Annotated in this window: 22 protein-coding genes and 1 tRNA gene; 11 read left to right on the forward strand and 12 right to left on the reverse strand. The window is 41.3% G+C overall.

The features are described 5' to 3' along the window. Positions 1–42: 42 nt before the first annotated feature. Positions 43–1,275 (reverse strand): hemolysin family protein, encoded by a 1,233-nt coding sequence (locus J4G36_RS11705; protein WP_210470548.1) that lies wholly within the window; start codon positions 1,273–1,275, stop codon positions 43–45. A 165-nt stretch (positions 1,276–1,440) separates the two neighbouring features. Between J4G36_RS11705 and J4G36_RS11710 the strand changes: the two genes are divergently transcribed. Then, positions 1,441–2,838 carry a dipeptidase gene (locus tag J4G36_RS11710; protein ID WP_210470549.1) on the forward strand — a complete coding sequence of 466 codons (1,398 nt, stop codon included), beginning with the start codon at positions 1,441–1,443 and terminating at the stop codon, positions 2,836–2,838. A gap of 170 nt (positions 2,839–3,008) precedes the next feature. Then, the gene (locus J4G36_RS11715) at positions 3,009–3,857 is read left to right on the forward strand and encodes a DegV family protein (protein WP_210470550.1); all 849 of its coding nucleotides are present in this window, start codon (positions 3,009–3,011) and stop codon (positions 3,855–3,857) included. A 37-nt stretch (positions 3,858–3,894) separates the two neighbouring features. On the opposite strand, the gene J4G36_RS11720 is transcribed toward J4G36_RS11715, so the two are convergent. Both J4G36_RS11720 and J4G36_RS11725 read right to left on the reverse strand, forming a co-directional pair. Beyond that, positions 3,895–4,383, reverse strand: a complete 489-nt coding sequence (locus J4G36_RS11720) for an amidase domain-containing protein (protein ID WP_210470551.1) — start codon at positions 4,381–4,383, stop codon at positions 3,895–3,897. A 251-nt stretch (positions 4,384–4,634) separates the two neighbouring features. Continuing rightward, a tRNA-Ala gene (locus tag J4G36_RS11725) sits at positions 4,635–4,707 on the reverse strand. A 67-nt stretch (positions 4,708–4,774) separates the two neighbouring features. Here J4G36_RS11725 and J4G36_RS11730 point away from each other — a divergent pair. Next, positions 4,775–5,794, forward strand: coding sequence for a DUF2804 domain-containing protein (locus tag J4G36_RS11730; RefSeq protein WP_210470552.1), 1,020 nt, complete (start codon positions 4,775–4,777; stop codon positions 5,792–5,794). A gap of 118 nt (positions 5,795–5,912) precedes the next feature. Beyond that, positions 5,913–6,368, forward strand: coding sequence for a YusW family protein (locus tag J4G36_RS11735; protein ID WP_210470553.1), 456 nt, complete (start codon positions 5,913–5,915; stop codon positions 6,366–6,368). Positions 6,369–6,411: 43 nt separating this feature from the next. Here the strand turns inward: J4G36_RS11735 and J4G36_RS11740 are convergent, their stop codons facing one another. Both J4G36_RS11740 and J4G36_RS11745 read right to left on the reverse strand, forming a co-directional pair. After that, positions 6,412–8,241, reverse strand: coding sequence for an ABC transporter ATP-binding protein (locus tag J4G36_RS11740; RefSeq protein ID WP_210470554.1), 1,830 nt, complete (start codon positions 8,239–8,241; stop codon positions 6,412–6,414). Continuing rightward, on the reverse strand, positions 8,222–9,964 hold the full coding sequence (locus tag J4G36_RS11745) for an ABC transporter ATP-binding protein (protein WP_210470555.1): 1,743 nt from the start codon (positions 9,962–9,964) through the stop codon (positions 8,222–8,224). The genes J4G36_RS11740 and J4G36_RS11745 overlap by 20 nt, the downstream gene beginning before the upstream one ends. Before the next feature lie 218 nt (positions 9,965–10,182). Between J4G36_RS11745 and J4G36_RS11750 the strand changes: the two genes are divergently transcribed. The 4 genes from J4G36_RS11750 to J4G36_RS11765 are packed head-to-tail and all read left to right on the forward strand — an operon-like array spanning position 10,183 to position 12,911. Further along, positions 10,183–10,566 (forward strand): GntR family transcriptional regulator, encoded by a 384-nt coding sequence (locus J4G36_RS11750; protein ID WP_210470556.1) that lies wholly within the window; start codon positions 10,183–10,185, stop codon positions 10,564–10,566. Then, positions 10,563–11,456, forward strand: coding sequence for an ATP-binding cassette domain-containing protein (locus tag J4G36_RS11755; RefSeq protein ID WP_210470557.1), 894 nt, complete (start codon positions 10,563–10,565; stop codon positions 11,454–11,456). The genes J4G36_RS11750 and J4G36_RS11755 overlap by 4 nt, the downstream gene beginning before the upstream one ends. Next, positions 11,443–12,198, forward strand: a complete 756-nt coding sequence (locus tag J4G36_RS11760) for a hypothetical protein (protein WP_210470558.1) — start codon at positions 11,443–11,445, stop codon at positions 12,196–12,198. The genes J4G36_RS11755 and J4G36_RS11760 overlap by 14 nt, the downstream gene beginning before the upstream one ends. Beyond that, positions 12,195–12,911 (forward strand): hypothetical protein, encoded by a 717-nt coding sequence (locus J4G36_RS11765; protein WP_210470559.1) that lies wholly within the window; start codon positions 12,195–12,197, stop codon positions 12,909–12,911. The genes J4G36_RS11760 and J4G36_RS11765 overlap by 4 nt, the downstream gene beginning before the upstream one ends. A 48-nt stretch (positions 12,912–12,959) precedes the next feature. Here J4G36_RS11765 and J4G36_RS11770 read toward each other — a convergent pair whose 3' ends face one another. Both J4G36_RS11770 and J4G36_RS11775 read right to left on the reverse strand, forming a co-directional pair. Continuing rightward, positions 12,960–13,451, reverse strand: a complete 492-nt coding sequence (locus tag J4G36_RS11770) for a YndM family protein (protein ID WP_210470560.1) — start codon at positions 13,449–13,451, stop codon at positions 12,960–12,962. Positions 13,452–13,847: 396 nt separating this feature from the next. After that, a complete protein-coding gene (locus tag J4G36_RS11775; RefSeq protein WP_210470561.1) occupies positions 13,848–14,771 on the reverse strand; it encodes a DMT family transporter in 924 nt (307 codons plus the stop codon). Positions 14,772–14,869: 98 nt separating this feature from the next. On the opposite strand from J4G36_RS11775, the gene J4G36_RS11780 reads away from it, so the two are divergent. From J4G36_RS11780 to J4G36_RS11790, 3 genes are all read left to right on the forward strand, one after another. Next, positions 14,870–16,525: a sensor domain-containing protein gene (locus tag J4G36_RS11780; protein WP_246880591.1), complete on the forward strand. Its 1,656-nt coding sequence runs from the start codon at positions 14,870–14,872 to the stop codon at positions 16,523–16,525. Between the two features lie 148 nt (positions 16,526–16,673). Continuing rightward, positions 16,674–17,996: a short-chain fatty acid transporter gene (locus J4G36_RS11785; RefSeq protein ID WP_210470562.1), complete on the forward strand. Its 1,323-nt coding sequence runs from the start codon at positions 16,674–16,676 to the stop codon at positions 17,994–17,996. 116 nt (positions 17,997–18,112) lie between these two features. Then, on the forward strand, positions 18,113–18,994 hold the full coding sequence (locus tag J4G36_RS11790; protein ID WP_210470563.1) for an SDR family oxidoreductase: 882 nt from the start codon (positions 18,113–18,115) through the stop codon (positions 18,992–18,994). Between the two features lie 271 nt (positions 18,995–19,265). Here the strand turns inward: J4G36_RS11790 and J4G36_RS11795 are convergent, their stop codons facing one another. From J4G36_RS11795 to J4G36_RS11815, 5 genes are all read right to left on the reverse strand, one after another. Continuing rightward, positions 19,266–21,461: a YhgE/Pip domain-containing protein gene (locus J4G36_RS11795; protein ID WP_210470564.1), complete on the reverse strand. Its 2,196-nt coding sequence runs from the start codon at positions 21,459–21,461 to the stop codon at positions 19,266–19,268. Between the two features lie 71 nt (positions 21,462–21,532). Continuing rightward, positions 21,533–22,102 (reverse strand): TetR/AcrR family transcriptional regulator, encoded by a 570-nt coding sequence (locus J4G36_RS11800; protein ID WP_210470565.1) that lies wholly within the window; start codon positions 22,100–22,102, stop codon positions 21,533–21,535. Between the two features lie 166 nt (positions 22,103–22,268). Beyond that, on the reverse strand, positions 22,269–22,967 hold the full coding sequence (locus J4G36_RS11805) for an AIM24 family protein (protein ID WP_210470566.1): 699 nt from the start codon (positions 22,965–22,967) through the stop codon (positions 22,269–22,271). Between the two features lie 75 nt (positions 22,968–23,042). Continuing rightward, entirely contained in the window at positions 23,043–24,290 is a 1,248-nt protein-coding gene (locus J4G36_RS11810) for a serpin family protein (protein WP_210470567.1), read from the reverse strand. A gap of 106 nt (positions 24,291–24,396) precedes the next feature. Next, positions 24,397–25,554, reverse strand: a complete 1,158-nt coding sequence (locus J4G36_RS11815) for a saccharopine dehydrogenase family protein (protein ID WP_210470568.1) — start codon at positions 25,552–25,554, stop codon at positions 24,397–24,399. Positions 25,555–25,603 lie beyond the last annotated feature (49 nt).

Genomic DNA, 25,603 nt, shown 5'->3' on the forward strand with positions numbered 1-25,603 from the left:
GTATTCTCTTTCAGCAATCTTACAAACTTGTAAGGTTAGAAATTATTCTTCTCGTTCCGCCGTAATTGTCATGCGAATGATCCTAGTTCGATCCATTTCCTCTATTTCAAACCGCAAATTTTCATATGTAAATCGTTCGCCAGGTTCTGGCAAATGTCCAAGTTGTTGGAGAACAAATCCACCTATCGTTTCATGATCCGTCGGCAATTCAATCCCGATTAGTTCCATAGCATCTACAATTTCTAGTCGACCATGACATGTTAAAGAGTCATCTGTCTTTTCATATATCAGCACTTCATCTTCCATATCGGTTTCGTCTTCAATGTCTTGTCCAATCATTTCTTCGATAATATCTTCTTGCGTGACAATCCCAAGCGTTCCTCCGTATTCATCAAGCACAACGGCCATATGTTTTTTCTGCGAAAGCATCATTTTAAATACAGTTTCTACACTAGCTGTTTGAACGACATATATCATATCGCGGTCAATGAATTCTGCAAGCTTTCGTTCAGGCTCTAATGACCATTCGATAAACATTTTCGAATAAAACATCCCGACTATGGAATCCATACTTTCCTCATATACCGGGTAGCGCGTGTAAAAAAATTCTAAAATGGTATCGCGGACTTCTTCGTAAGTGGCCGTAAGCGGTAAACCGACGACATCCGTGCGATGGGTTTCAAGGACGTCCCAAACGTCTTTGTCTCGAAAGTCAAGAACTCCTTTTAACCTAAGCGTTTCGTCTTGTTCAAAGGTTCCCTCAATTGTTGCGAGGTCCACCATTGATCTAAGGTCTTCCTTCGTCAATGTCGCTTCCGTAACTGTTCCTTTTGAAATAATGCGGATGAAAACATTCGTAAACATTGCAAGAAGCGCAGTGAGCGGTGTCAACATTTTGACCAGCAGCGAAACTGTCGGTGCGACCACATAGGCAACACGGTCTGCAAATGTTGCAGCAATCGTCTTCGGCAACACTTCACCGAATACAATAATCACGGCCGTTAAAATACCAGTCCCAACGCCAACTTTCCAGCCTTTATCGATAAAAATCATCGTTACGATTGTTGGCATCATTATATTGGAAATATTATTACCGATTAAGATCGCAGTTATCATTCGGTCCGGCTTCGAAATTAAATTGAGCAATTTTTTTGATCGCTCATCATCCTGATCAGCTCGAAGCTGGACCTTCATCCTATTTACTGCGGTAAGTGCCGTTTCGCTTCCCGAAAGAAAGAACGACATGATTAAAAAGAATCCGAGTGCGAAAAACAAAACTATATTCCTCCTAGGGGTGTTTTTCTATGTATAAATTTGATTTTAGTTTATTTCCCCATATCATACCATAATTACAATCAAACACATGACAATTTAACTTCATTTCACACAATTCTGCTATAATAATTTTAGAAGGTAAACTTATTGAAATGAGGGATTTGATTGACGCATTTAGAAAAACTAGACCAATATTTCACCGAACAACGCGAAACACATCTCGAGGAATTAAATGATTTTTTACGTATTCCAAGTATTAGCGCTTTATCTGAACACAAACCAGATATGCAACAAGCTGCAGAGTGGTTAGTGAATTCATTGACCAAGGCTGGACTTGAAAACGTTTCTATCGATGAGACGGATGGCCATCCTGTCGTTTACGCTGACTGGTTACATGCAGAAGGCAAACCAACGATTCTCGTTTACGGCCATTATGACGTACAACCGGTTGATCCCCTTGAATTATGGGATAGCGCTCCTTTTGGACCTGAAATCCGCGACAATAAGTTGTATGCACGCGGCGCAAGTGATGATAAAGGACAAGTATTCATGCATATTAAAGCGGTGGAGGCGTTAATGAAAGAATCAGGCAGCCTCCCAGTGAACGTAAAGTTTTTAATAGAAGGCGAAGAAGAAATCGGGAGCCCAAGTTTAGAGAGCTATATTGTTGATAATAAAGACAAGCTCGCCGCAGATGTCATTGTCATTTCTGATACCGGCATGCAAGGGCCAGGCAAACCAGCCGTTTGTTATGGACTTCGCGGACTTTGCGGTGTTCAAGTCGATGTCAAAGGTGCTAAAGGCGACTTGCATTCTGGGTTATATGGCGGAGGGGTTCAAAACCCACTTCACGCGATTGTCGAGTTGCTTGCATCATTCCGTGATAAAGAAGGAACGATTGCAGTAGAAGGTTTTTACGACAATGTGCGTCCATTGAGCGACGAGGAGCGTGCAGCTTATGAAGCGCTAGGATTTGACGAGGAAGATTTGAAAGATGAAATTGATGTGCCTGGGTTATTTGGCGAAAAAGGTTTTTCATACCTTGAACGCACATGGGCCCGTCCTACGCTCGAGCTAAACGGTATTTTCGGCGGTTTTTCCGGTGAAGGCATCAAGACTGTTTTACCTGCTGAAGCTGGCGTAAAGATTACATGTCGGCTTGTGCCAGACCAAGATCCCGATGAAATCGTTGAAAAACTAAAAGCTCATATTGAAAAAAACAAACCGACCGGTGTTACCGTAACGGTTACTGAATTCGATAAAGGCAAACCTTTCATCACACCATTCGACCATCCAGCTATTCAAGCGGCGGGCCGTTCGTACGAAAAAGTGTACAATGTACCGACAGCGTATACGCGCGGCGGTGGCTCCATTCCAATCGTTGCGGCGTTCGATGAAATATTGGAGTTGCCGGTGGTTCTTATGGGCTTTGGCTTATCAACCGAAAACTTCCATGCGCCAAACGAGCATTTCCACTTGGAAAACTTTGATCAAGGTCTTCGTGTGATAGGTGATTATTACTATGAAATTGAAAACATTAGTAAAAGTGATTTAAAGAAATAAATTTTACGGGAGTCTGAATATAGCATTATTCAGACTCCCGTTTCCAATCACGCTTGTTGTTTTTCCTGAAACGTTATGAGAATAGTGCATAATATTGATATACACGTATATTGCTTTCCGTGGTATAATGTTATTAGTAGAAAAAACGATTATAGAGGATGATTTTACTAGTGACAAAAAAACCATTAGCGTGGATTGTAGACAGTACTGCCTATGTTTCCGAGGAGCTACAACAACATCCGGATTTCTTTTCGGTGCCACTCAATATACATTTCGGAGAAAAGCAATACGTTGATGGCGTTGATCTAACGCCAGAGCAATTGTACGGGAAAATTAAGAATGCGGAAGAGTTTCCGAAAACGTCACAACCTTCCGCAGGCGAATTTTCTGAGCGATATAAAGAAATCGCTGAGAACTACGAAGAAGCAATTGCAGTCCATGTTTCCGCAAAAATGAGTGGTACGTTGGCATCTTCTCAAGGTGGAGCTGAAATTGCTGGTTTTCCAATCACATTTGTCGACTCCCTTTCCCTTTCCTATGGGCTTACAGGATTAATTCAACGTGGAATGGAAATGCATGAAAATGGTTCAACGGTTCTAGAAATTAAAGCAGCGTTAGACAACATGGTTGGTAAATGCACCAACTTCATTCTCATCGGTAAACTTGACCAATTATACAAGGGCGGACGCATGAGTGCTGCTCAGTTTTACTTAGGTAGTCTGTTAAAAGTGAAACCAATTGTTCAAATTTCCACAGAGGGAGAACTTACAGCAATCGATAAAGTACGTTCCGAAAAAAGAGCCTTGCAATATTTAATCGACAAAGTAGCTGATGGACACCGCGCTGGTGTTAATAAAATCTACTTGATGCAAGGAAATGTTCCAGAGCAAGCCGAGCATTTGAAAAAGCTGATTATAGAACAGGTACCTAATGTGGAAGTTGAAATCGGAGATATTAGTTCAGTGCTTGCCGTTCACGCCGGCGAAGGCACGCTTGCAGTTTTGTGGTATGAAGAATAAAAAATGCAGCCCGTAGTTAGTTTACGGGCTGCTTTTTTCACGTGAAGTTATCATTGATCTTGTAAAAGATATATCTGGCATTCGGCCTGTATGCATACGAGTCTTTATAGTCCCAAGTGCGATGCCTCACATTATACGTATGCGCATTGACAAGCGACTCTAAGCCATTTTTCGCAGTCACAATCGTTGAATGGTCATATCTACCGTCGTTTTGAAAATCATAGACGATGACATCGCCGAGATCCAACTCTTCTGCAGAGCCAACCTGTGTTGCTGTCATACCGCGTTTGGATCCTGCAAGATACCATCTAAGTGAATGCGGCGTCGACCAACTCAAACTCCATTTACCGCCGCCAATCCACCATCCCGTTTCCCGATTTGGATAGCCCCACATCGGTGCCCCGCCCGCCCGCAGACATTGTGAAACATAATTTGTACAGTCGTCAACTTCGAACTTCGGATAAGCTGGATTATAGCCATCCCACCATTTATCCGCATACCGCACAGCAGCTAACCGGTCGTACACCACTGATCTCCTCCTGTTCCAATCTATGAGTTTTCAACCATCCCCATGAATCAAGCCAGAGCATTTAAGGTATTTTCTCGAAACGACCAATACAAACTTGCAACCGACTAACGCGCTTATACAAACAACCAATGCTGACACCGAAGCGACTATAGCAACGATTCAAACGACCAAAACATATGAATCTCTCTAGAACAACAAAAAAACACCCAAACCTCAATATCCACAAGGTTTAGGTGCAATTATATTGATGGAGACTATCGGGATTGAACCGACGACCTCTTCACTGCCAGCGAAGCGCTCTCCCAGCTGAGCTAAGCCCCCTTAAATTTGGTACAATGATAGTATAGCAAAATTTTCGTTTGAAGACAATAGGCAGGGAGATGCGGCGATGCAACATTTTGAAAGAGAAATTACTGAACCTGTTCTTCTTTGTGATGATAAAGGGCTCCTTAACCCAGAAGCAATTGGCTTTTCCCGGCGTCCGTTAATCACAAGTAATTTAAGCAAAAACTTTATGAGAAAGAAAAAGTGGAATTCTTGGTGCGTTTTCGGAGAAGATATTCTGTTTTCCGCCACCATTACCCATCTTGATTACGCGGCGGTTTGCTTCGTGTATGTACTAAACTTTGAAACGGCACGATTTTTCGAAAAACGAATTACAATTCCCGGCGGTCGAAGAGTAAAGCTGTTCGAAGATGTACTGGATAGCATCAAATTCGTTGACGATACGATGTCCATTCAAATGATTCACCTTCAAAATGAAACCCATCTTTCCGTTTCCATACCAGATTTCGATAATGACGTCCTTCACGCTGACCTTCACATCTTTCATCCACCAGAAGATGAAACGCTGAACGTTGTCATTCCAAAAAATCGTAATATCTATCAATTTACAGCGAAGCAACACATATTACCGACGAATGGATTTGTTAAGATTGGCGAACAGCGGTATGACTTTAACGCCGACTATAGTTTTTCGGTGCTTAATTTCGGTCGCGGGATTTGGCCGCGCCATGCGAGTTGGAATTGGGCAATGGCATCCCAACGTTTAGGGGGGCGTCGCATTGGACTTAACTTCGGTGGCCAATGGACGGATGGGACCGGAATGACCGAAAATGCGATTTTTGTTGATGGTCAGATGACAAAAGTGCATGAGGATGTGCTTTTCACTTATGATGATCAGCGTTATATGAAGCCATGGAAAATCAAAACAAAATTTACGGATAATATTAATTTAACGTTTACACCTTTTTTCGAACGAATCTCCAAAACAGATGCCAAGTTATTTCGTACAGAGGTGAATCAACTAATCGGATATTTCAATGGTCACGTACGTTTACAAGACGACTCGATTCTACATATTCGTCAAATGCTCGGTTGCGCCGAAGATCATATTGCAAAATGGTAAAAGGTTCCTCCCTCTCAATCAACTCGTTTTTGTTTAGTTTCCTGAATTAGCGGTAAAAATACTAGTAAAGGGATGATTACGAAAGGGAGTGAAACGATTGAGAAAATCCAAATTCCTTATGACAACCATTTTCGCAAGTGTTTTACTAATTGTTGGTTGTGGAAATAACAATAAAAGTTCTGTTGAAAGCAGAGATGAACCAACTATATCCGCTGAGGTTGAAGACCCGGCCGGTTCACTTTTTCATGGTGCTGGCTACGGCTTGTTAGACTTTGATCTTGAGATCGACATCGATGGAAAAGACGCCATAGATATTGAGTACAAAGTAGATAAAAAGAACGATACATTCAAAGCTGAATACAAGAATAACATTGAGAACTTTGATTTAAAAGATGAAGATGCTATGAATGCCATCAATGAGTTCTTTATGGATGTTAAATTGGCTAAAGATAGACCCAAGGAACAAGTAATTAGGGAAATGCTTGAATATCTAAACATAGAGGATTATTCAAAATTTGACCTTGAAGTAACATTCGACGACAATACCACTTTTACTGTCCAAGAAAGTAATTAGCTTCATACAAAAAAGGCTACGGATTCCGTAGCCTTTTTTTGTATTAGATTTTCGAATCCAACAACATGTCGTAATAAACACCTTGGCGCTCAATCAACTCCGTTTGATTGCCTGATTCGATTAGTTCGCCTTGTTCCAGGACATATACCGTGTCCGCTTTGCGAACCGTATTCAGCCTATGCGCGATGACGAAGCTTGTTCGACCCTCCATCAACCGATCAAGCGCTTCTTGGATTTCAAGTTCAGTCACTGTGTCGATACTACTTGTCGCTTCATCAAGTAGCAAGATGGCAGGATCTGCCACAAGTGCGCGCGCGATTGACAGCAATTGTTTCTGTCCTTGCGATATCTCTCCTCCGTCGGCAGTGAGAACGGTATCGTAACCGTCTTCCAAACGACTAATAAAACTATGCGCATTCGCTTTTTTCGCCGCTTCAATAACCTCTTCGTCCGTGGCATCCAATTTCCCGTAACGTATATTTTCAAAAACAGTCGCTTCGAATAAAAATGGATCTTGCAGAACGAATGCAGTTTGACTACGAAGCGTTTGTCTCGGTAATTCGCTAATCGGGATGCCATCAATATAAATTTCACCCTTATTAACCTCGTAAAACCGTGCGAGCAATTGCATAATTGTTGTCTTCCCTGCCCCGGTTGCGCCAACCATCGCCGCTGTTTCTCCGGCTTTCACATGAAATGAAACATCCTTAATCGTATAGCCGTCTGTATCAACTGCATACCCGAATGATACATTTCTAAATTCGACGTCGCCTTTTAGAATTGTGTCTTTATGTTCCGTCGCATGATCTTCTTCAATGGGTTCATTCATAATATTAAAAACGCGTTCTGCTCCAGCAAGCGCTGATAATACAGTATTAAATTGGTTGGCCAAATCATTCAATGGCCGCGTGAACTGACGCGCCAACTCAGAGAAAATCACAATCGTCCCGATTGTAACGAGTCCATCTCCTTTTAATGCTAGTATTCCGCCAACCCCTGCAACGACTGCAAAACTAGCATTGTTAAGCATATTCATGACTTTTGGAATAAAACCCGAATAGGTCAATGCCCAAAATCCCGTGCGACGGAGACGATCACTTTTTTCTGTAAATTCTTCCATGACACGCTCTTCTTGTGAAAATGCTTTGACAATGCGTTGTCCGGAAATCGTTTCTTCTATCATTCCATTTAATGCCCCAACGGCTTGTTGCTGTTCTTTAAAAAGCTTACCTGTTCGACGTGTAATCCAACGTAGCGCGATAAACATAATTGGGATGATAATCATCGTCAATAACGTAAGCAGCGGACTTAAGTAAAGCATCAACGCAATCGTTCCCGTCAATGTAAGAATACTCGAGAACACTTGAATGAAAGATGTATTCAATGTCTGGCTAACGTTTTCTATGTCGTTTGTCATTCGGCTCATTAACTCGCCGTGTTGTCGTTTATCAAAAAATGTGACCGGCAACTTTTGCAAGTGAGAAAATAAATTTGTTCGCAGACGGTAAATCGTTTGTTGTGCAATACCGACCATCCAATAGTTTTGGAAATACATGGATGCCGATAAACCGATGTAGACTGTGATAAGAATGCCTATTTTCGCGCCGAGCCCATCAAACTGCGAAGTGACAATATGCCTGTCAATGATTTTCCCAACCATGAAAGGGCCTAAAAGCGTTAAAGCCGAGCTGACGAAAACTAGCGCTAGAACAGTCAGTAAAAGCGCACGTTGTTCATCGACGAGTTTCCAGATTTGATGAAGAACAAACTTCCAGTTACTCGCTCGTTCTCCTTTTTTTCTGCCGGGACCTTTAATATCTTCTTTCGTTAAAATCGGCTCATAACCAAAAGGTTTACGAATCGCGCGTAACATGAGTCTCCACCTCCCCTTCAGTTTGAGACTTTTCAATTCGCTGATAAAGCGCTGATTGTTTCATTAAATCCGCGTGCTTGCCGTACCCAACAACGCGACCTTCATCGAGTAGTAGAATTTTATCAGCACCTTTTGCCGTTGAAATCTTTTGTGTCACGACGAGCATTGTCGCATCTTCTTTTTCAAGTGCATCCCATAATTCCATTTCGGTTTTTACGTCCAACGCGCTCGTGCTATCGTCAAGGATTAGAATGGACGGCTTTCGAACAAGGGCCCTTGCAATGGACAAACGTTGCTTTTGCCCACCCGACAAATTCACGCCTTTTTGCCCAACGCGGGTTTCGTACTTTTTAGGAAACAAATCAATCGAATCATGGATTTGCGCTTTTTTAGCTGCTTCAATCAGTTCATCATCATAAGCCTCGGTATCGCCCCATGACAAGTTTTCTAATATCGACCCCGTAAAGAGAATCGATTGTTGCGGAACAAGTCCAATCGTGTCTCGTAAATCTTTTAGTGGCCACTCTTTGACCTCTTTACCGCTAACAAAAACATTTCCTTCAGTTGCTTCGAATATCCGCGGAATCAAGTTCAATAATGTCGATTTACCAGACCCTGTCGCGCCCATGATGGCGAGTTTTTCACCTGGCAATACATGAAATGACACATTATCCAAGATTGGTTCAGGCTTGCCTGGATAATTGAAAGATACATTTTCAAAACGTAAATCTCCCTCGAGTCTTTTGGGATTTAATTCCCCTGAATTATGTATTTCAAGATCTTCATCGGCAAGGAGCACTTCTTCCATTCGTTCAGAAGAGGCTTTTGCACGCGAAAACGCAACAATGATAAATGCAAACATCGAGAATGCCCCTGTTAAACGCATCGCATAGTTAACGACCGCAACAAGCTCCCCTACTTTTGCTCCCCCGTCACGAACTTCAATCGCACCAAACCACAGAACCGCCATTAAGCTAACATTCATGATGAGTAGTAGAATCGGTAGTATTAACTCCATCAAGCGCATCGCTTTTACAGTGTCATTACGAAGCATATCCGCAACTTTTGAAAATCGGCTCGCCTCGTACAATCCGCGCAAATATGCTTTGACAAGTCTTACAGCTTGCAGATTCTCTTGAATCACCCGGTTTACACCGTCAAGCCTCTTTTGGATGCGCGTAAAATACTTAACCCCTGTCCGGCCCATAAAATAAAGGAATACAATCAAAACCGGTGCACCTATTACTAAGTAGAGCGCTAATCTGGGACTCACCACAAACGCCATAACCAAACTACCGATGACCGTAAGCGGAGCGCGCAACATAATGCGGAGTGACATGAATAGGACGTTTTGCACCATCGTCACATCGCTTGTCAACCTAGTGATTAACCCCGCAGTTGGAAACCGAAGAAAGGTGGCCATTGAAAAAGTTTGCACTTGGCGAAAAAGCGCTTTTCTTAAATCGAAGGCAAAACTTTGTGCCGCATGTGCCGCGAAATAAGAGTTAATGACACCTGATGAAAAGGCAACGAATGCCAGAAGCATCATGACTCCCCCAAAAGTCCAAATGACGTTCACATCACCCGTAACGATCCCGTCATCAATTATCTTTGCAATGAGCAGCGGTTGAACTAACTCAACACTAAGTTCAATTAACATCAAACATAACGCAATAGCAATCGGCCATTTATATGGCAACGCACGTGAAAAAACTGTCCTCATCTACCAAAACCCCCAAAACTCTTTCGTCTCTCGAATTAAACTTGATAGCCCTATTATGCCACAACATTGACTGTTCTGTATATAACACCACACCAAGTTAATAAAGTTTTCCGAACTGAGGGATAATTTTTTCTATATTTCACTTGTAATTTCTGTTTAATTGGCATATAGTACATTACAACAGTAATGCACTGACTCAGAGCTAGGAGGTGACGCGATTGCTTGAAGTAAGTGGCACAAAACCGATATATATTCAAATTGCCGATTGGATTGAAACAGAAATAATCGAGGGCAACTTGGTTGCTGACGAAAAAGTATACTCACAATATCAACTTGCAGAGCTTTTCAATATTAATCCAGCGACTGCCGGGAAGGGGCTGACTTTGTTGCTAGAAGCAGAAATTGTTTACCAAAGACGTGGTCTTGGGACTTTTGTATCTCCAGATGGTCGAGAAAAGTTACTTATTAAACGCAAAAGTGAAACATTAAGAAAGCTAATCCTTGAATTGCTGGATGAAGCGGAACTGCTAGGCGTAAGCAATCACCATTTACTATCAATGATCGAGGCAGAACGCGTGGGAAAAGAGGAGGGAACTAAATGAATGTTGTTGAATTTACAAATGTAACTAAAGTTTATCGAACACACACCGTTCTCAATGAAATGAATTTCACAATCAAACAAGGCGTGCTGACTGGCATAATCGGACGCAACGGCGTAGGGAAAACGACACTTATGAAACTCATTGTCGGATTTATAGAAGAAACATCGGGTAAAGTGGAGGTTTTTTCAGAAAAGCCCTTCAATAATTTAAAAGTATCCGCGAATTCAATTTTAGTTGATGACGGCATGAGTTTTCCGTACCCGATGACAGTAACTGACATTTTAAAAGAATGCAGACGCTTTTATGCCAATTGGGATGCCGGATTGGCTGAACGCCTAATCAGTTATTTTGGTTTTCATCCAAATGCGCGCCATGCTCAATTATCTAAAGGTAAAAAGAGCACCTTCAATGCGATCATCGGCATATCCGCTCGCTGTGCACTAACGATTTTCGATGAACCAACAACTGGAATGGATTCATCTGTCCGAAAAGATTTCTACCGTGCTTTATTAAAGGATTACATCGCCCATCCGAGAACAATTCTGTTATCCAGTCATCACATCGAAGAAATTGAAGATATCCTCGAAGATGTTTTACTTGTCCATAAAGGCAATGCGCATTTCCATGGTTCGATTACCGAATTACAGGAAATGTTCATAACAATTACGGGTAAAAAAGAGAAACTCGCGCTTCATACAAAAGGTAAATCAGTGTTTGGTATGAACAACGTCGGTCCTTATTCGGAATGGATCATTCAAAATACATGCACGCAAGCAGAACTTGAGCAAATGAAGTTGGACGGTATAGCCATTGCATCAGTTTCCGCAAATGACGCCTATATCGCATTAACGGATCAACCGAAAGGAGGAATTGATGATGTATTTGAATGAACCAACACTTGAAGACATCGTGAAAAAGCAATTCCGTTTTAAATTGAATGCGAATGCAGCTTTCTTTTCAACCTTTGTCCTTTTGCAAGTGGGGGCAATTTTTTTATCGATACTTGGAACCGACCATAGTTTTTACTATTCTTCGGATGACTCGAACGTTTCAATCATTACGCTTTCCAATGATACAAATATTGTAATCGCGATGGTTTGGGCATTTGTTATTGGAATAATGCTAACGAACCGAACTAAACAGAGCGAATCCTTTTCATTTGTTACAACTCGACTTAGTAATCATCTCGCTAACTTTCTATTTATGCTTTTTGCATCATTAGTCGCAGGGATTAGTGCGGTGCTATCCAGTTCTGCTATTAAACTTTTCGGATTTTTAGTTCACGGGGAGATGGTCGTTTACGCATCCTCAATCGTAGAAAATCCAAGTAATTTATTACTACAATTAATTACTGCGATTTCTTATGTTCTACTTCTCTTTCTAATTGGTTATTCAATTAGTTCACTTATCCAGGCCAATAAGCTATTCATCGTCTTATTCGTAGTTTTATGGATACTTTTCACCTCTATGAATGGCTATTGGAACGGTGCAGAATATGCCTTAGCTATCGTTCAATTCTTTGGGTATGAACGTTCCGCCCTATTGTTTATCTTGAAAATTAGCGGAACAGTTCTTGCGTTATTTACGCTTTCGACACTTATTACCAACCGATTAGAGGTGAGAAATTCATGAACATAGCGCTAGTTCCAATAATTATAATCGTTGGTATATTAATCCTCGGTTACCGGATGATGAAGCAAAAAAATCGTAAGGCCGCCATCATCATCGGAAGAAATACACATTTTAAGGTGTTAGCAATTTTCATCGGAGTGCTATTCGTTTCTGTTGTTGTTACCGAAGTATTTTATCCGAAAATAAATTCAGCCGCACACCCTAAAAAAATCGAACGGTATGATGAAGGCTATTCAATTGAGGACGATATTTTCAACCAAAAAGCAATTCATTCTGATTTACTACTTGAAAAAAGAACGCATCCTGCAGGGCAGACGTTAACATTTCGATGGGAAAATAATCCATATGAAGGAAGTAGCCCAGTTATTTATATTGAGCGGAAACGGTCCGGAGATCAAACGATTGAGGAGTTTCTTTATAAACCACTTCTCATTGTAGATGATTATGATTTCTCAAATTATATTGATATCGCAAAACCAGTTTGGACTAAAAATACAATGACACTCCCGAAAAAACCTAGGAGCGAAAGGAGCGATACAACGATTGCCACTTCTTTCTATGACGCTGCTTTATTGCAACAACTCATGAAAAATCGGCAGTTTCAGTCTAATAGCTTTTCCTCGGAACACAGGTCGCTGATCATTCACATAAAAATTCCAGCGAATTTAAAAATTATTGATACCGATGAGGACCTTCTCTATTTTGTCAATTAATGCACGAAAAACCGGCACCTTATGTAGGATGCCGGTTTTTCTATGTCTTCAATCACTATAGTAATCATCTTTTTCTCTTTCCAACCAAGCTTTCTCTTCGTCAAGCAAGTCTCTATCATTACTCATAAAATCTTCTTCGGAACCGAATTCAGTTTGCATCAAACGTCTGAAGTCATAGTCTTCGGGTATAGGAATTTCATCTAGTACTTCCCTTTCCAAATACCTGTGGAACATAACCTCGCCTACACCAATAATGAGGGCTGCGATAAATGATGCCGTTCCCAAGCCGACTATCGGTTCAAATAAATAAGAACCCAGGAACCAGAGCATGATAAACACCAGCGCAAAATCGGCAAGGGTTGCTGCAACGTTTCCAAATCTCGGCAAAATAATTCGGTCACCCACTATATATGAAACACCGGTTAATAATACACTTGAAACGATAATATCTCCAAATGAAAATCCGTATAACCCAAAAACAATCCATATCACCGCTGTAATCATAATGAATTTAATGATTATTGCTCTAATTGAATCCATTGATACGATTCCTCCCTTTTAAGAACATGTGAATATTATTCTCTTTATGAAGGAATCTATACTCAAAAACTACTTCTATTTATTATTTCCCTTAACTTCATGGATAAAGTAGCCTTAATGTGCACATAGTAAGGGATACGGAGGTGGATATCCATGACAAACAACGACAACAGAAACCGAAATCAAACCCCATGCAACAACAATCAAAACGAGAACAAAAATCGTGTTGAATTCGGAACTGAAATTGACGTGAATCAAATTAAGAATCGGAACAAGAATAACAAGACGCAAAGGACTAATAATAATTTAGACCCACGCGACAACCGCTTCTAATTTGATAACATGGAATGGATAGTCATCATCTTGCCGACCGAGGATAAAGTCTCGGTCGGTTTTCTATTTATTAGGAGGCATGTCTGCTTCGTTTTTAATTTTACTACCTGCAATCGAGATTTGCGTGACGCCAACTAACATGACAACTGCTCCGACTAATTGCCAAGCGCCGAGCACTTGACCAAACCAAAACATAGAAACAATAATGGCGGTCAACGGTTCGAAACTTGATAAAATACTTGTTTCGATAGCCGATATGTATTTCATACTGGCGAGAAACAGGATAAATGCGCTTGTTCCGACAATAATGATTAGAAATAACATGAGCGCCGTGTTCCAATCTGTAAGTAAATAGCTTTGCTTAACAACAGTTACTGGATTCATGATTAACAAGACAACGCCTCCAATCAGCATTGCCCATCCAACTGAAACGAGAACACCCCACTCGTGCATAAGCCGCGAAGGATAAAGCGTGTAAAATGAAAACGTGAAACCAAGTACAAGTCCCCACAATACGGTTTCTTTACTGATGGTAATCCCAGATAACGAACCATTGGTTAACAGGAAAAACAAGCCGACTAACGTGACGAACATTCCTACTACCTGAGCGATCGGTGGAAATTTCCGGTGCATCCAAGAAACATATAAAATAATATAAATTGGCGCTAAAAATTGGAATAGCGTCGCAATTACTGCACTACTCACATTAATCGTCGCAACAAATGTGTATTGAACACCTAGCATTCCAACAATCCCGAATATAAGTAATTGACTCGCCCAAAATTTGGAGCGCCAAGGTAAGGTAATTTTTTTGCCCTGCAGTTTTAACATCGTTAATAATAAAGCACCCGCAAAAAAGAGTCGAATGACAAGCATAAACGAAACGGTCATCTCGGTATTGTCCAATAACCACTCAATCATCGGCCCTGATGCTCCCCACAACATAGCCCCCACGATTATCATAACAATTCCTTTTAATCTGTTCATTTTGCATTCCTCCTCTTACAATTCAAAAATTACATGTATTTTTTGTCAATCTTCACTATAATGGTAATATAGAACGTCGGGAAAGGGGTAAATATACTTTGGACTACGAAAAACTCGCACAAGATTTACCTAACATCTTAGAAAGTCTAGAACAATACTATATGACGACCTATTTGGATACAAGCGGCGCGATTACGTACACGAATAATTTATTCTTAGAAACGAGCAAGTGGACGCCAAAGCGAGTTTTAGGGAAGACAATTTGGCAGATGTTCCCTGAAACTACAGAAGGACAAGACCAAGCCCACCTAATATGGGAGCAGCTTTCCTCCAAAAACGCATGGTCCGGTACGGTTGAAAAAGTTAACCGTTTTGGCGAACAATACTTCGTCAATATGACTGCGATTCCCATCCATTATCAAGACGTGGGACTTGTCTCGATTGTCCTCTTCGAAATGGATATTACTGAAGACGTTCAACTCCGTGATCGACTCGAAAAAATCGCTTACGTCGATTATGAAACGGGATTAATGAGCCGCCATAGTTTAGAATCGACAGTAAATCGGTTAATCGCGAAACAAGATCACTTTACTTTTGTGTATATCACAATTGATCATTTTTACACATTGAAAGACCTTCACACTGATGATGAAGCGAAAGAAATTATCAAGACTTTTACAAATCGAATGAAGCGTTTTTTCAAGGATGATTCAATCGCACGCATTGGTATCAATGAATTTGTCATTCTTACACAGTTTGGTAGTTGGTATGTTGAAGGTTTCCTAGACTTTCTTAAAATGCATCCAATTTATATTAACCATACGGCATTGGAGTTGTCTGTTAGCGGCGGTATCGTCCGTTATCCAGAAGACCAACCTACATATACGCATTTGATGAAGACTGCTATGACGGCTACAAGAGAAACCATTGACCAGGGCGGCGGAAGAATTAGAACGCTATCAGCCGCATCCCATAAAAAGTTGAACAGAAAAGCTTTAATTGATCGAAAGCTACAAACAGCCATCATTGAGAATGAGTTGCAAGTGGTTTATCAACCACAAGTAGATGTTTCTACTGGAAAAGTGATTTTATATGAGGCGCTAGTCCGCTGGAATAATAGCGAACTTGGTACTGTCTCCCCTGACGAACTCATTCCCATTGCTGAGGAAAATGGATTCATCCATAAGATTGGTGCGTTCGTTCTAAAAGAAGCGGCCGAGCTTGCTGCAAAATGGCAGGCAGAGGGTCATAATCTCATTATTTCAGTGAACTCGTCAGTTCGCGAATTCAGTAATCCAAACTTCAAAAAAGAAATTATGCAAATCTTAACGAAAGCTTCCTGCCCACCTTCTTTAATTCAACTAGAAATCACTGAGAAGTTTGCTTTTAAGGCGGAAGAAGAAAGCTCCATCTTCCGGCAAATGAACGATTTGCAAAGCGAAGGCATTGAGTTCGCACTGGATGATTTCGGAACTGGCTATGCTTCATTTCGTTATATGCAGGACTTGCCGATATCAAAGATTAAAATCGATAAGTTTTTCATTCAGTCCATTTCGACCAACGTACAGACAAAAAAGCTCGTTGAAGGCATGATTCAATTCGGTAAATCAATGGGACTATACGTCATTGCTGAAGGTGTCGAAACAAAAATGCAATATAGTATTTTGAAAGAACTTGGTGTCGATGCTGTGCAAGGCTATTATTTAGGACTTCCGACATCCGTGCAAAATATTAATCTACAGACTGGCAACTAAAACGGGACACTTCCACATAATTTGTGGAAGATCCCGTTTTTTATTGTCCTATAATTATAAATATACTAATATAGGGTCGTTTTAATTTATTTTCTATAGTAAACTATGGTTGAAAGAAATTAGATAGATTTAAAGGGGGATTTTCCATATGAAAGTTTTAAGTAAATGGTCGAATACAATTATGGAGCGGTATTTACCAGACCCATATGTCTTTGTCACGATTCTGACATTGCTCGTATTCGCACTTGGCGTCGGGCTAACTGATTCCAGTCCGCTCGATATGGTTGTGCATTGGGGAGATGGTTTTTGGGGGCTTCTCTCATTTACAATGCAAATGGTCGTTGTTCTTGTTGCAGGATATGTTCTAGCAATCAGTCCAGTATTTAAAAAGTTATTAAGCACGCTAGCGAATCTCGCGAAATCACCGGGGTCCGCAATCCTGCTTGTCTCGTTCGTATCTTTGCTTGCGTGTTGGATCAACTGGGGTTTCGGGCTTGTTATCGGAGCACTCTTTGCGAAAGAAATCGCTAAAAAAGTTACAACGGTGGATTACCGCCTGTTAATTGCAGGCGCTTACTCCGGCTTCATTATTTGGCATGGTGGACTAGCTGGGTCAATCCCCCTTTCCATCGCAACTGCGGATCATCCTTTCGCCGGAATTATGGGTGTCGTTCCGACATCTGAAACAATTTTTTCGACTTATAATATTATCATTGTTATTGCACTCATTATTACCGTTCCTCTTTTGAATCGTTTGATGATGCCTAAACCGGCAGATACGTTTTCCATCGACCCAAAGTTGTTGGAAGATGAGGTTGAAGTTGAAGTCGAAGAAATCAAAGATAAAATAACACCTGCAGATAGACTTGAAAACAGCGTATTGCTTTCGATGCTAATCGGGGCGCTCGGTCTCGTTTATCTCGTGCAGCATTTCGCAACTAATGGATTCGATTTGAACTTAAATATCGTTAACTTGATTTTCTTTATTCTCGGAATTATTTTCCACGGAACACCGAAACAGTTTCTTGCCGCAATTGCGACTGCGGTCAAAACAGCCGGCGGAATCATTTTTCAGTTCCCGTTCTATGCAGGTATTATGGGCATGATGGTTACATCTGGGCTTGCGGGCGTTATGTCCGAATGGTTTGTTAGTATTTCAACTGTAGCAACGTTTCCGTTGTTCGCTTTTTACTCGGCGGGTCTCGTAAACTTTTTCGTTCCATCAGGCGGCGGACAGTGGGCAGTACAAGCACCAATCATGCTTGATGCGGCACAATCACTCGGGGTTAGCTATTCTAAAACTGCGATGGCGATTGCGTGGGGTGATGCGTGGACGAATATGATCCAGCCATTCTGGGCGCTTCCAGCACTCGCAATCGCTGGACTTCGCGCGAAAGATATCATGGGGTACTGTGTATTTGTTCTGCTACTCAGCGGCGTCGTGATTAGTATTGGATTGTTTTTCTTTTAAGTGATGCCTTTAGAACGGTCGGGTGTGAAAAACGCCTGGCCGTTTTTTCTGTTTCTAAGAACTTGTTTACGCCGACCATATCAGGGAATAATTTTTGTATAGAGGAGGTTTTCGAGATGACAAACAAGAAATATGAAAAAGCGGATGAACAGGTTCAGAAACAAACACAAGACCAACAGCCGGGTATCGAAGCAGAGATGGATCCGGCACCCATTTATGATGATGTGAATTACAAAGGCTCCGGGAAGTTAAAAGGAAAAAACGCATTAATAACAGGTGGAGATAGCGGAATCGGACGTGCCGTTGCCATCGCTTATGCAAAAGAAGGCGCTAACGTCGCCATTGGTTATCTGGATGAAAACGAAGATGTCGATGCGGATAAAACGATTAAACTGATTGAGGATCTCGGAGTTAAAGCAGTTAAAATTCGGCTAGATATAAGCGAAGAAGAGAATTGCGAGCGGATTATTGATGAGGTTGTTAAAGAGTTTGGCGGTATAAACATTCTTGTCAATAATGCCGGCAAACAGTTTCCACAGGATGATATCGCCAATATTTCTGAAGACCAGCTGCGCGAAACATTTGAAACGAATTTCTTCGGTTTGTTTTATTTAACGAAGGCGGCTTTAAAACATATGACAGACGGCGATGCTATTATCAATACTTCTTCCGTGACAGCCTATAATGGTTCCCCTGGATTATTGGATTATTCGGCTACAAAAGGTGCAATTACTTCATTCACCCGCTCGCTCGCGTTAAATTTAGCGGACAAAGGGATACGCGTCAATGCTGTCGCACCCGGACCGATTTGGACACCACTTATTCCCGCTACATTTGATGGTGAGAAAGTTCAACAACACGGATCCGATACACCAGTGAAACGCCGCGGACAACCTGCGGAAAATGCACCGGCTTATGTATTCTTAGCGTCTAATGATTCAAGTTATATGACCGGACAAACAATTCATATAGACGGCGGAGATTATGTAGGTTCTTAATGAAATAAAAAGAAGCCCTATTACACCGGTACACACGGTGAAATAAGACCACTTAAAAAGTATGAAAAAGTAGATTTTATATCATTACTCCCTGATTTAGTGCGCAGTCGTGAGACTCCCGCGGAATCAGCGAAGTGCGAAAGAGAAGTTCGCTCTTTCCTTAGCCAAGACCCTGCAGGAGCGTAGCGACGAAGCGGCTCGGCGCTCGTCCGCAGGAAAGCGAACAGAGAGCGAAAGAGAAGTTCGCTCTTTCTTTGGAGCACTAAATCATTTAATTCGCTTCGACTGCTGTTTCTCTTGAATGTCTTTTCTTGAATATTAGCGCAAAGTATCCAAACGTCACTGCCAGAAACACTGCGGTGTATCCGAGTAAGATTCCGTTATTGACCCAAAGGAATGACATATCCCCCGTCGAAATGGAAGCCTTAAAAGCAGATACTGAATAGGTCATTGGCAAGAACGCATTAAATATTTGTAGCGGTGCTGGTATGAGTTCAAGCGGAAATGTTCCAGCACTTGTTGTTAATTGTAAAATCAAAATGAGAATGGCTACAAATCGCCCGGTATCACTCATAATTGACACAAGCATTTGAACGAGTGCGATAAATGTGTAGCTAGTAATAATCGCCGTCAAAATGAACAATGGCGTACTATATGTTTCCATACCGAGTCCCCATTTAACAATACCCACCGCGATTAAAGCCTGAAGTAGCCCTACAATGGCTAGCACAGATACTTTACTTGAAAACCATGCGAATGCGCCTGTTGGTTTTAGCGCTGGTTCTACTAACGGGAAGACGATTGATAATAGTAATGCCCCAACGAATAAGCCAAGGGAGATGAAATAAGGCGCGAATCCTGTTCCATAGTTCGGCACAGGGTTAATACCCGCCGCTTCAACATCAACTGGCGATGCTGCCATTTCATACGTTTTTGTTGTCGGGTGCACTTCATTGGCTTTATCATTGGCCTCTGCCAACTTCCCTTGAAGCGTCGACATCCCATCAGTTAGTTCTCCCGTTCCATCGACTAACGTGCTTGTGCCATCAGCGAGTTCTCTGGATTTGGAAGCAAGCGTGTTTGATCCCGTACGCAGTGATTCGGTTCCTTCCGTTAATGAACTGAGTCCAGTTGCTAGCTCCGCTGATCCCGCTTTCGCGGATTGGATGCCCTTAGAAAATGTGTCGAGTCCAGTTGCTAATTCTGCATTACCTGACGCCAATGAAGCTGCACCATCACGTAATGTTGTCGATGAGCCGTTCAACTCTTGTAGTCCGGCTAATGCTTGACTATGTGCACTTTCAAGGCCTTGTGATGCTGTATTCAATTGGGAGGTTCCCTCCGTTAACGCAACCGTTCCCGCAGATAGTTCCTGCAGTCCAGCGGATAGATTCGCACTTCCATCTTTCAATTGATTGAGCGCTGCACCTAGCGCCTCTTGTTGTTCTGGAGGCAGTGCTTCTAATAATGGTCCCAGTTGAGCGGCCAAGCCTGTCAAGCCTTCATTTAAACTTCCTGCACCTGCTGCTAATTGGGTTGTTGCCCCATTCAACTCTTTCGTTTTTCCATTTAATTCACTTACAGCGTTTGTAAACTCACTTTCTTTTTCGCCGATTTGGCTATAGCTTGCTGCAAGTTGGCTGACGCCATTCGTATATTTTTTAATGCCTTCATTTAATTCTGCTGAACCTTTGGATGCTGAATTCGCACCTGCAAGAAGGTCCGCAGACCCCGATGATAGGGAATCCATTCCGGCATCTAATTCACGTGCACCTGTTGCTGCTTTTTCAGCACCGCGGGCAAGACTTTCTGTTCCATCCGCTAACGTAACAGTACTTCCCGCAAGTGTTTCGAGATACCCTTTTAATTCTCCAGCCCCATTTGCAAGCTTAGTCGATCCATCTAGCAATTCAGATGCACCGTCTGCTGCATCGCCAAATCCGCTTCCCATTTCCGCGATTGAATCGAATAATTTTTCAGCATAGGTGGATGCCACTTTTTCATTCACTTCTGCCCGAATTCGATCCATTGCCGTTTCACCGATTTGCGCAGACAAGAAATTGTAGCCTTCATTTGGTTTATAAATAATCGTTAGTTTTTCAGGATTATCATCTAATAATGTAGTCGCATGTTCTGAAAAGTTTTCAGGAATTTCAATGACGACATAGTAATCTTGATTTTTAAGTCCTTTTTCTGCTTCTTCTTTTGTTGCATTTGAAAACTTAAATGTTTGGTCATCGATTAACGTTTTTGATAAATCCTTACCAAGTTTAAGTTGCTCGCCATCCATTTCTGCCCCGACATCCGAATTTACAATGGCAACAGGCAAGTCATTCATGTTTTCGTACGGATCCCAAAACGCCCATAAAAACATTCCCGCATACAACACCGGAATGAATAAAATCGCAATCATCGGCACCGCTAATTTCTTCGTTCTTAAAAGTTGTTTCCATTCTGCTTTGATCAAAACTACTCCATCTCCTTAATACTGGTTGACTAATATCTTCAAACGGTCATTTTTATTGAAACAAAAAAGTCTCATACTAAGAGACTTTTAAAAATGGTCCCGCTCAGTAAATCTGCAATGCGTTCTTCGTCAAGTTCATGGTCATGTGTTTTTCCCCAATCGACAACGAGGGATATATATGACTTGAACAATAAGAATGCAATAAGTTCGGTATCGCAAGGTTTCAATTCTCCCTTGTCGATTGCCTTTTCAATCTTTTCTTTTATGAAAGAAACAATTTCTTTTTCTATGAATTCAAGCACTTCAGTTACAGCAGGTGTGCGAATTTCCTTTTCTTCATCGATCAATTTGGCGTATAATAAATGTGTTTCCCGAAATTTGAGCATTTGCATCAGACGTGCATGGGCATTTTTTTCAAATGAATCCCCTTCAACTGCTACATTATCTGCTTCGACCCTCATCTCATTAACCATTTTTAATATAATCGCATTGAACAATTCTTCCTTGTTAGCGAAAAATGTATAGATGGTTCCTTTACCTACATTCGCGATTTTTGCGACTTGATCCATCGTCGTCGCTTTGTAACCAAACATTGAGAATGATTTTTCCGCTGCGTTTAATATTTCTTGCCTTCGATCCACTTTGCCACCTCACCTCTGGTTGCGTTTTACCAACTGACCATAAAACGGTTTCGGTCAACTAGTCATTATATTACTCGCTTATGTATCGAAATGCAAGTATCTTCTCCAATTTAAAAAAAGAGTGCTGAATCGTTATGATTGCGCACTCTTCGCTATCCTAATCACCTTAAGAAGTTGGTTGTGGTGCCGCCAAACCTTCTTCAAAAGGCTGAACGATGACAAATCCTTCTCCGGAAAACTCCATTTGGAACGACTCCCCGCTTCCCCGCCCCAATAATGTTCTAAAACTGATGTCGGTACGGAATTCGGGTTGTAAATTACCTGACCATGCGACCGTCGCATTCGGATCTGTAATAACCGGTTCGCCCGGTTTGACCAGCAATGTTAATGGCTCGTAATGTGAGGTAATGGCCACTTTTCCTTTGCCTCTTAAGTTCACATTAAATAAGCCACCGGACATGACGCCCGCCATTTTCCGCATTAAATTAATATCCCATTCAATGGTTGGTTCGAAAGCAAGAAGATCATTCCCATTCACCGTAATGGATTCATTGTTCAAATCAAAAATCGTAATTTTCTTTCCTTGATCAGCTAAATAGAGTCGACCGTTTCCTGTCGCTTTCATGAGGGAAGTACCTTCCCCGGAAAATGCCTTTTTGAACATTTTCCCGAGACCATGCTCTAACATTCTTTCGCGTTCAAACTTGATCTGTCCGGCGTACGAAATCATCGATCCCGTTTTCGCCCATACAAGGTCTTTCAAGTTCACCTCTAATATTCTCGGTGTCTCTAGCTCGAAAAATTCATTTCCTCGTTCGTCTTGCTTCGTCTGGCGAATAAATTCATCAATGCTATATTTGCTCATCGACCCAATCCCCTTTCACATGCTACCTTTACATACGTATTATCTACAGGTAAGTTTCATGCTAAATGCGTATATTTACTTTGCTTGCACTGGATTGGAAATCGATCCCATGAAAAGAATCGTATTCGTTTCGTCATCTGTAATCGTAATGAAAAATGGACGATTCACTTCCATATGGAACGGCTGATTGATTGGCATGGAAGTTATCCCCATTTCAATGCCCGTTACAGCCGCTGCTTCGGTTCCTTCTTCATTCACATCGATGAATGTTTTTTGTTTTATATTTGTAATCGATACTGGTTCGTCTTCGTTAATCATATTCGTAAAGTTTGCGTTCCCACCAAATGCAGAGGTCATGCCTAAGCTTTTGAGCGCTTCGTTCAGAGAAGCTTCAAATTCCAATTGAAATTTCGGAAGGAGAATTGTACCTTTTTCTACTTCAAACTCTTTTTGCCAAGCTACCCAATTTTCTTTCGTTAGCATCGTTTTGAATTCATCCAGATTCGAGTGTTCTTTTGGAAGAAACACTTTCATACTCATTTCTCCCTCACCGTATGGCAGGCTGATTGCTTGAAAATCCTCATTTTCCAAGTAAGAAAACTCCTCTGTCATAGTCATTAGCGGGATTATTTTAACAGAACCATCTCGAATGTGGAATGGTCGGGATTTAGTTTCGTTCTTATCGAATTCATGCGTCCAACTCCCTTTAAAATAAATTGCGTTAATAAGAACTGCCACCAAATCGGCATCAAGTGGAGAATCGACAATTTTTTCGATCTTATCATTTGTCGCTTCTTTTACCCACTTATTAATCTGTTCGGGAGATTTACTGTCTGCGATGTCTATTTCAGCGATTTCTGCATTGAAATAATTCTTGTTGCTGTTTGCGAAATCCTTTTGGAATGTAAATTTGTCATTTAACCAGATGGAGTTCGCGATACTTAATTGAATATTTTCTACTTCTTTATTCAGAACAGACGTCATGGATGCATTGGCTTTGTTCAATTCTTCTATGTCTATTCCTTCTGAATGAAGAACCTGGGCAATTTCTTCTTTCGTTACACCGTCCGCGCCGTTATATATCATGGACAGTGCCATATATAAGCTTGTTGGCGAGATGAAAACATTATTATTTTCATCTGCTTCTACTTCATTTATAAGCTTGAATCCTAATTCATTTGCAGGCGACACAATTTTTTCATAGTCTTTTTCACCAAACGCTACGTCATTTGAAATTTCAATCCCTCCTGATTTATTTTCTGTTCCACAACCCGTTATGACAACAAGTAGACTTGCGAGGATAATCATACGTATTTTTTTCAACGTGTTCACCTTCCTTATATTCCGATTAGACTGCAATTGGTTAGGAAAAGTTACACAATTTGAAAAGCTGACCCAAAGTTCTTTTGGATCAGCTACTCATTTATGCTTAAGCGTATTCCTTCACAAACTCTTCAATGACTACGCCGCGCTTTTTCAATTCCTCTATATAAGGTGCTCCTGGGACAATTTTTTCAGGCGGATAAACACCTCTTTTTGAAATTTTACCCGTACCAATCATTTGCGCGACAATCGACATCGTATTCGCTGTCGCTCTTGCCATCGCTGTTACATTTTGTGTTGTATCTTTCTCTGTAACTAAATCATATTCATAAGTCACCGGCAAACCATCTTTTTCCCCGCTCACCAATACGCGTAGAAGTACCGCATCCGACTTATCCCCGAGTCGAAGTTGCGGTGCTAATTGTTCTCTCATAACATCTCTCACTTTGACCTGCTTACCGTCAACAGTCACCTTATTATCCCGACTGAGCAACCCTAAATCGACAAGTAACTGAAATTTTTCAGCGTGACCTTTATAACGAATCGTTTTATATTCTAATGTTTCTACGTGAGAAAATGATTCAGTTAACGTCGATGTACCGCCGGATGTATGGAAGGCTTCGAGTTCGCCGTATTTATCAAATTCAATCATTTCAATTTCAGATAGTGATGCAATTTCTTTCAGTTTACCGTCGCGAATTACATGTGAAGAATCCGTATAATGATCAAAAACACCTTCCAGCGAAAAGACGACATTATAATTTAATGGCGGTTCTGGATTGACTGGTATCCCACCGACATATAATTTAATCAGTTTGACTTGATCAAGTTTTTCGGCACCGTAACCCGTAAGTATGTTAATCATACCCGGCGCAACGCCCAAATCCGGGATAATCGTTACCCCTTTTTCTATTGCTTTTTCTTTTAACGCAAGTACAGCTTCAGTCGCCCCACCGATATGGCCCCCCAGGTCAATCGAATGAACCCCTCTTTCAATGGCTATCCTTGCAACTTTTTCATTAAACGTATAGAAAAGCGCGTTTACGACAACATCCCCAAGTGCAATAACATCACCTAATTGCTCATCGTTTGTTGCGTCCAGTAGCAATATATCTAGTTTTTCAGACATGAGTTCTTCCGCAAAGTCCTCAGCCTGACGGACATTCAAATCTGCTAAGTACACTTTCGAGACGTCTTCGCTTTTCACCAAGTCGCGTGCTGTTTCTTTCCCCATTAAACCTGCACCTAGAACGACTACTTTCATTCTCCCATCCCCTTACGTCTGTTTAATATCCCTATTCCTATGCTATGAA

It is taken from the genome of Sporosarcina sp. 6E9 (genome assembly GCF_017921835.1).
Lineage (GTDB): Bacteria > Bacillota > Bacilli > Bacillales_A > Planococcaceae > Sporosarcina.